Genomic DNA, 7,800 nt, shown 5'->3' with positions numbered 1-7,800 from the left:
ACCTTCTTGAATTAATGTATCATATGTAGGGTTATGATACATGTGTGACAAAAAATAATATAAAAAAGAGAACCTCTGATATAATTAGTTTGCAGACAAAATTAAAAGAGAAGTTCCCTTGAGTACAATTATAATAACTAGATTTAGATACTTGACGTATTTGACAAAGTTGGTAGATTGACCAACCATATTTTTGATTGACTTCTCTAATCGCTAAAAATTCTCAATTGATATCTTTCAATTTCTGTTAATTCTAGTGATTCATCAATATATTTGCCTCTACCACGTCGATCAACTAAACCTTGGTCACCATTTTTCTGATATTTTCTTACCCATGTATAAACTTGTTAATAACTCCCATTATATTTTTCCATAGTCTCACTCATTGACAATCGTATATTGTGTGATTTCAATTCTTTCTTTTAGCATTATCTTTTTTTGATATTTTGTCATCATCTTTGAACTTCTTTTTCTAGTTATTCTTACATTCTTACATTCTTACATTCTTACATTCTTACTACTAGTATATTTAGAAATCCAGTCATATAAAACACTTATTGATGAAATATTATATTTTTGCCACGACAATTTACTTTGACCTTTCACTACGCTATCATGAATGGCTTTTAATTTAATTGTTTCACTATATTTCGTATTATTTTTTGTTATATACAATCTTTCTGTCCCGCCATTTTGATATTTATAAATCCATTGAAATAATATACTTGTACTCACATTAATTCTTCTTGCTTCTGCATAACAAGAAACACCTTGATTTAAAATTCTATTAAATTGAAATCATTTTTTCTCCTAAACCGTATTTTCTATATTTACGCATAGTAAACTCCCTTGATATTTTCACTAAAATTTTTTATTTTTTAGTGTCCACTATGTGGAAAGCATACCACTAGTTATACAACGTGTTGTAAAAAATAGTAAAAAGAAAGATTATCCAAATGGGGCCATTTAGCTGCCTTAACATATAGTAGAATAACAAATACAAGAAAGTATTATAGATTATTATCAAGTTAAAACAAAAAGTAGATCTGTCAAAAAATAACATTTTGAAGAAAGATGTTTTTTTGACGAGTGCAGTAAGCGAAGCACGATAGTATGAGAAGTCACCAACAAAAAGTTGATACTATTAACAGTATAATTTGAAGATTATACTACTCTAAAGTATAATAATCTAAAGTAGTATTATTTAGGGAGGCTATTATGTTTTTAGGTAGAGAACAAGAATTACAAGCTTTAGAAAAAATGTATGATAAAAATAATTTTCAAATGGCAGTAGTTTATGGGAGAAGACGTATAGGTAAAACATCATTATTAAATGAATTTATCAAAGATAAACCATCGTTATATTTTCCTGCAGAAGAAGTTAATGATTATCTAAATTTAGAGAAATTTTCTAAGATATTAGGTGAAATGTTAGGTATCAATCAATTTCCGCCGTTTAAAAATTGGAATAATTTTTTTAAAGTGATTGAAGAACAATTTGGTAATGATCATTTAGTAATGATTATTGATGAATATCCATATACAGCAAATGCCAACAAATCTTTAAATTCAATTTTACAACATGTGATTGATTATCAATTTAAACATACTAATATTTTTTTGATTTTATGTGGCTCATCAATGAGTTTTATGGAAAATCAAGTATTAGGTGAAAAGAGCCCATTATTTGGTAGACGTACAGGACAATTAAAAATTACACCATTGGATTACTATGATGCAGCAATGTTTTATCCAAATGCAAGTGATGAAGATAAAGTGAAATATTATGCAACAATTGGTGGTACGCCATATTATTTATCGTTGATTGATGATAGTTTAACATTTGAAGAAAATTTAAAAGAACTATATTTTAATATTAATGGTTATTTGTTAAACGAAGGTGTACTACTAATGAAACAAGAGTTTAGAGAGCCTGCGAATTATAATGCAGTGCTTCAAGCTATTGCGAGCGGTGCTAATGTGTTAAATGAAATTGCTGGATTTACTAAATTACAAAATAGTTTAATATCAAAATATTTATTAACTTTACAAGAATTAAACTATATAGAAAGAGTCATTCCATTTGGTGCTAATCCATTAAAAGGTAAAAAAGGTCAATATAGAATTACAGAAAATTTCATTGCTTTTTGGTATCGATACATATTTTCTATTCGCAGTGAGATTGAACGTGGTTATGGTGATATTTATTTTTCATCAGCTTTAGCTAATCTGAATGAATTTATAGGTAGTATTTTTGAAGAAATTACGCTACAGTATTTAAGAAGACAGAATAGTCAAGGTGCATTGCCTTTTATTGCTAAATCATTTGGCAAGTGGTGGGGCAAAGATAAGTCAGGTCAAGTACAAGAGATTGATGTTATTCTTGAATCTATGTCAGGACAAGAATTATTGATAGGTGAGTGTAAATGGCAATCTAATATTAAAACGAATAAAGTAATGAATACATTAAACCAACGTGGTGGTATTTTCAATCATGATAAAATTTACAAATACTTGTTTACTAAAGTATCACAACAACTAGAAAGTGAAGATATTATTACTGTTTCATTAAGTGATTATTATAAGTGATATTAAATAAATGAAGATGAATTAATAATTTAACAGAGGGGCTGGGGAAAAACTAGCCCCCTGTTGTTATTGAATATGTTGTGAAAAGAAATTACTATCTAGATACGTAATTACTTTTTTATCATACTTTATCACTTGTTGCTGCTCTAAATTTTTTATTACTTTACTAACTGTTTCACGTGTCGTAGCACTTAATTTTGCCAGTTCTAATGTTGTGAGAGGAAAAGGTATTTTATTACTCTTTTTAGCAAGATCTAAATAAAGAATCGTTAATGCTTGAATCACTCTATCTGTTGCATTTTTTGTTAATGTATTTCTCAATTTTAATTCATGAAATCTTAAAATATTAGATAATTTATGACAAATATTTTGCATTTGATTCGAATTTTTTAATACCATTTCTTCATAAATTTCTTTAGAAATATAAAATAATTCAACATCTGTTATAGCTCTTGCAGTATAATGGTAAAATTCATCAACTAAAATACCACCGTATGGAAAAAATGTTTCTGCTTTAATAAAATCTAAGTAAACAAATTCATCTAAGGCATTATACTGCTCAATTTTTACATAACCTTTATAAACAAAATATAATTTATCTCTCACATCACCTTCAAAAAATAAAATTTGATTTTTAGGAATTCGACGAAAAATCATTTGTTCACACAACTTATCATATTGTTGCACTGTCAAATACTTAAACGCATCATAATTTCTCAATATATAATATTGCTCTGTTGTTATCATAGTTCTCCCTCATCTATGTTTTATTTATCTAATACTCTTATTAGTATATCATAATAAATCATTACTCATCCGCACATTGCTAGTTTATTGCCTTCTTTTAACCAACAAACTTACACCAACACCTTTTTAAACAAATGTAGTATATAATTGAATATATAGTGTCAGTTAATTTTTTAAGACTTACTTCTAAAAACATAGTTACTCACATCCATTGTCTTAATCTATCAATGCCATCATTTTTATATCTCTATTATACTTAATTTAAAATAAAATACATTTACACTATTTTTTATTATAGTCTACTTCAAATTTTTAATCGCAGTGTAATAACTTATAAGTATAATAAAACTATTGATGATTAAAAACATAAAAAATTCTAAGTGTGTAAAATTTGTTAGTTGACGTGCTCTCAAACTAATCATACCTTGTGAATATGGATAAAATGTTGATAATTTATCACTTATAAAAATAATAACAAAACCTATAAAAGATCCTATAGTTGCTATACCTACTGAACGACTAAAACTACGTAATTTTGCCATAATTGCTAATTGTAGACTAGTAGTAGAAACAATTGATAGTAGACTAAACCCCAACCATAAAAAATATTGACTTATTTCTAGTAAGGTGATTTCCATATTATTGATTACAATAACTGTATAAAAAATTATAAATAATATTATTTGTGGTATGATAACAATCGCCAATAAGTGTAATACTTTAGCAACAATCAATTTATGTAATGAAATATTATTAGCTAATAACATTTGTAAGTTATTGCGTTGAAATTCTTGTTCTAAAGACATTGCTACAAGAATACTTATCATGATTGGAAAAAATAATTGACTGTAATAAAAAGACAATTGTCCCCATAATAAAACAACTTGATGTTCTTTATCCATTAAATCAATATTACTAAAATATAAACTTAATCCTAGCATAGTACAAAAGAAAAGAAAACTAAGGCAAATTAATATCATTACAATATTTTGATTTTTCTTCCATTCTACATATAAATAACTCATTATTTTATATACCTACCTTTCTTTAACATTAAACAGTACGCACAAATATAATATACTAGCATTAACAGACAATATATAATTAAACTTATACCTATCTGTTGATTAAATACATACTGAAATTGATTTTGGTGTATTTGATAATTAAAAAGTGATAAATAGTTTGTGTGTCCCCAAGCTAAAAGTAGCTTTATAATATTTGGTGCTTGGCTTGATATTATTCCAAAAAAACCGCCTAATAAACCTAATGCAACAACAATGGACTGTTTTTGAATAAACATGCTTAAAGCCAAGTATAAACAAACCAAAGAAAAAGAAATCATTATAATCGAAACAACATACAAAAATAATAAATGATAATTTAACGATAACGAATACATATTACTAATTAACCAAATTGATAAGGTTTCTAAAATAGCTATTGTTATATATACTAAACTTGAAAATAATAATTTTTGATTAAAAATCTCATGAAATTCTTGACCATTTATTAATAATAATTTAAAAGTGGTTCCCTGTACTTCGTTCATAACTATTTTAGAACAAAATAATGAAATAGAAATAGGTAATAATAAACTATTAATTTCTTTCACCATGTAAAAAATAACATGACTAGAATGAAACTGTGGTAAATTAATATATCTTCCTACTGTCATCATCATCCATAAAATACCTGTGATTAATATACTATAAACAATAATATAAGATTTAGTACGCTTTGCTTTAAGTCTTTCAATACTAATCATATTCATATTTCATTACCTCTCTATCAGTTTTAAAAATATGTTTTCCAATGATTCTTGTTTTTTCACCACTTCAGTTAGATCATAATTATTGACTATAAGTTGCTTAATTAATAAACTCAGTTCAATATCAGCTATATTATTAAGCTGTAAATGATTTTGTGTTAAATTCAAAACATTAACATCCATAGTTTCTATTAAATTTAATAAATTATGATTATTACTAAAATCACCTCGAATATCTATCCACCTATTTAAATGAATATCTTTCATCGTATTTTCATAAACTAGCTTTCCACAATGAATAATGCCTACTTTGTCTGCAATATTCTCAATCTCTGATAAAATATGTGTTGATATTAATATAGCTAAACCCTTTTCTTTAGCTAATTTTATTAATAATTGACGTATTTCATGTATCCCTGCTGGATCTAAGCCATTAGTAGGTTCATCTAAAATTAAAATTTTAGGTTTTTTCACTAGCGCAAAAGCTAATGATAAACGTTGCTTCATACCTAAAGAATAGTTTTTAACTAATTTCTTTTTTAAAGACGAATCTGATAATCCTACAAGTTTTAATGTCTCCTCTATATTATGCTCTGAAAATCCCACTATTTTTTGTAAGACTAATAAATTTTCATAAGCAGTTAAATTAGGATAATATGACGGCTCTTCTATTATTGATCCGATATATTCCAAATACTTTTTATCATGATTAATATTTTTACCCAACACACTAATATGGCCTTCATCTGCTTTAATTAAAGATAATATTAATTTCATTGTTGTCGTTTTTCCAGCACCATTAATACCAAGGAACCCATAAATTTCTCCTTCGTTTACAGATAAATTTGAAATATCTACAACAATTTTATCATGATATTTTTTCTTTAAATTACTAATTTCTATCATATTTATCTCCTTTAATCTATTTAAAGAACGCTTGCATTTTTAATTTTTCTACTCTAATATTTAATTATGAAGATATTATTTTTACTGTAATATTAACTTACTAGATTAACTTAAAATTTAGTTTAATATATTCTTAAATTTACCTTAATTTTATTAAAGGAAGTGATTTTATGGACTTTGAGAAAAATTTATTAAGAAAGAAAATTTTAATTGTAGATGATGATAATGCTTTAAATCATTCAATAAAAGAAATACTAATAACATATGGTTTTCAATCAATTACATGTGCTTTTTCTGCTAAAGAAAGTATTCATCTTATTAATACTAAAGAATTTGATTTAATTATTTTAGATGTTATGTTACCTGATGACAGTGGTTATACTGTCGCACAATATATTCGACAATATTATGACCTACCTATTTTATTTCTCACTGCTAAAAATAATCCCGAAGATGAGATTCAATGTTTACAAATTGGTGGTGATGATTATATTCCAAAACCATTTTTACCTAAAAATCTTGTTTATCGTATTTTATCTTTATTAAGACGCAGTTATAAAAATGATTGTAATAACATAATTATAAATGATATGATAATAGATTTTAAAAATGCGGTAATTATCAAACCTAATAATCAACATGCTTTGACACCTATTGAATTAAAATTACTTCATAAATTATATGCTAACAAAAATTATATCGTATCTATTGAAGCACTTTGTCAAACAATTTGGGGTGTTGATTATTTTGGTTATGAAAATTCTTTAATGGTACATATACGTAAAATTAGAGAAAAAATTGAAGTCAACCCTTCAACACCAACAATACTTATCACAATAAGAGGTTTAGGCTATAAACTAGTTATATAGAGGTAAAATATGTACGCTTTCATTAAAAAATCAATCATTCAATTTCTTTTGTCATTTATTTTAATTATTATTATTAACTTTGCTTTAATTGGTACTTTAGTATTAAAAATTAATAATGGCCAAAATACTTTATCTTTAGTTGAACAAATTGATCACCAAATCCATTATATTAATAAACAATTTATAATTTCTGAATCAGGTCGAGATTTAATTAAACAACATCATTTATGGGTACAAATTATAGATAAAAATAAGGGAACTGAATTATTCAATATTAATAAACCACATAATATTGCTAATAAATATAATTATGCTGACACTTTACAATTTTCCAAATATTATTTGCAAGATTACCCTATTTTTAGCAAAATAAATGATAATTATATTACTTTAATTGCTTTCCCAAAAGATAAAATCGTACGTTATCAACATAATTATTTAAATCTCCCTACCATTAAACTTATACCTTGGTTTGTACTTATAATTTTAATTATTAATTGTTTCTATTTCGGTTTCTTATATTTTTACAGTACACGACGTATTTCTAAACACTTAACACCATTAGTTAATGCCATAGATAAATTACCGCATGGTTTACAAACACCTATTACAAGTATAGATGAGTTAAATCATTTAACTACAGCTATTACACATACTGACGGTTTATTAAAGAAAAATGCCTATTTTAAAGAACAGTGGATTAATGCCATTGCACATGACATTAAAACACCTTTATCCGTCATTATTAGTCATGCTGATTTAGCTAAAACATTAAATCCTCATCATCAGATTGCACAACATATGTCACATATTTTAAATGAAAGTTATTACATACAAAACGTACTGAATGATTTAAATATTTTTGCACGTATTACCAATAATAATTTTATCTTAAGAAAAAATCTATTAATATCGTGA

The 7,800-nt window shown here is 25.6% G+C and carries 8 protein-coding genes and 1 pseudogene; 3 read left to right on the top strand and 6 right to left on the bottom strand.

What is annotated here, in order from left to right; translation table 11 throughout:
• Nucleotides 1-206: 206 nt before the first annotated feature.
• Nucleotides 207-338, bottom strand: a pseudogene (locus AC5EAH_RS02320) (hypothetical protein); the annotation flags it as partial.
• Nucleotides 339-498: 160 nt separating this feature from the next.
• Nucleotides 499-735: a hypothetical protein gene (locus tag AC5EAH_RS02315; RefSeq protein WP_493493138.1), complete on the bottom strand. Its 237-nt coding sequence runs from the start codon at nt 733-735 to the stop codon at nt 499-501.
• Between the two features lie 483 nt (nt 736-1,218).
• Here AC5EAH_RS02315 and AC5EAH_RS02310 point away from each other — a divergent pair, with 483 nt between their 5' ends.
• On the top strand, nt 1,219-2,589 hold the full coding sequence (locus AC5EAH_RS02310) for an ATP-binding protein (RefSeq protein WP_493493137.1): 1,371 nt from the start codon (nt 1,219-1,221) through the stop codon (nt 2,587-2,589).
• Between the two features lie 66 nt (nt 2,590-2,655).
• Here AC5EAH_RS02310 and AC5EAH_RS02305 read toward each other — a convergent pair whose 3' ends face one another.
• The 4 genes from AC5EAH_RS02305 to AC5EAH_RS02290 form a co-directional block, all read right to left on the bottom strand.
• Complete coding sequence (locus tag AC5EAH_RS02305; RefSeq protein ID WP_493493136.1) at nt 2,656-3,336, bottom strand: Crp/Fnr family transcriptional regulator; 681 nt, start codon at nt 3,334-3,336, stop codon at nt 2,656-2,658.
• 299 nt (nt 3,337-3,635) lie between these two features.
• The gene (locus AC5EAH_RS02300) at nt 3,636-4,361 is read right to left on the bottom strand and encodes an ABC transporter permease (protein ID WP_493493135.1); all 726 of its coding nucleotides are present in this window, start codon (nt 4,359-4,361) and stop codon (nt 3,636-3,638) included.
• Nucleotides 4,361-5,110: an ABC transporter permease gene (locus AC5EAH_RS02295; RefSeq protein ID WP_493493134.1), complete on the bottom strand. Its 750-nt coding sequence runs from the start codon at nt 5,108-5,110 to the stop codon at nt 4,361-4,363. Before AC5EAH_RS02295 ends, AC5EAH_RS02300 begins: the two co-directional genes overlap by 1 nt.
• Nucleotides 5,111-5,116: 6 nt before the next feature.
• Complete coding sequence (locus tag AC5EAH_RS02290) at nt 5,117-6,013, bottom strand: ABC transporter ATP-binding protein (RefSeq protein ID WP_493493133.1); 897 nt, start codon at nt 6,011-6,013, stop codon at nt 5,117-5,119.
• 170 nt (nt 6,014-6,183) lie between these two features.
• Here AC5EAH_RS02290 and AC5EAH_RS02285 point away from each other — a divergent pair, with 170 nt between their 5' ends.
• On the top strand, nt 6,184-6,882 hold the full coding sequence (locus AC5EAH_RS02285; protein WP_493493132.1) for a response regulator transcription factor: 699 nt from the start codon (nt 6,184-6,186) through the stop codon (nt 6,880-6,882).
• A gap of 9 nt (nt 6,883-6,891) precedes the next feature.
• Entirely contained in the window at nt 6,892-7,800 is a 909-nt protein-coding gene (locus tag AC5EAH_RS02280) for a histidine kinase dimerization/phospho-acceptor domain-containing protein (protein WP_493493131.1), read from the top strand.

The sequence above is a fragment of the Staphylococcus sp. B1(2026) genome (assembly GCF_058895785.1).
Note: the sequence above shows the minus strand (reverse complement) of the source record. Positions and strands in the feature narration are given on the sequence as shown.

What these genes read in the sequence shown, in the direction of transcription:
- AC5EAH_RS02310 (WP_493493137.1), top strand. Translation starts at nt 1,219, where the DNA reads ATGTTTTTAGGTAGAGAACAAGAATTACAAGCTTTAGAAAAAATGTAT.
- AC5EAH_RS02305 (WP_493493136.1), bottom strand. Translation starts at nt 3,336, where the DNA reads ATGATAACAACAGAGCAATATTATATATTGAGAAATTATGATGCGTTT.
- AC5EAH_RS02300 (WP_493493135.1), bottom strand. Translation starts at nt 4,361, where the DNA reads ATGAGTTATTTATATGTAGAATGGAAGAAAAATCAAAATATTGTAATG.
- AC5EAH_RS02295 (WP_493493134.1), bottom strand. Translation starts at nt 5,110, where the DNA reads ATGAATATGATTAGTATTGAAAGACTTAAAGCAAAGCGTACTAAATCT.
- AC5EAH_RS02290 (WP_493493133.1), bottom strand. Translation starts at nt 6,013, where the DNA reads ATGATAGAAATTAGTAATTTAAAGAAAAAATATCATGATAAAATTGTT.
- AC5EAH_RS02285 (WP_493493132.1), top strand. Translation starts at nt 6,184, where the DNA reads ATGGACTTTGAGAAAAATTTATTAAGAAAGAAAATTTTAATTGTAGAT.
- AC5EAH_RS02280 (WP_493493131.1), top strand. Translation starts at nt 6,892, where the DNA reads ATGTACGCTTTCATTAAAAAATCAATCATTCAATTTCTTTTGTCATTT.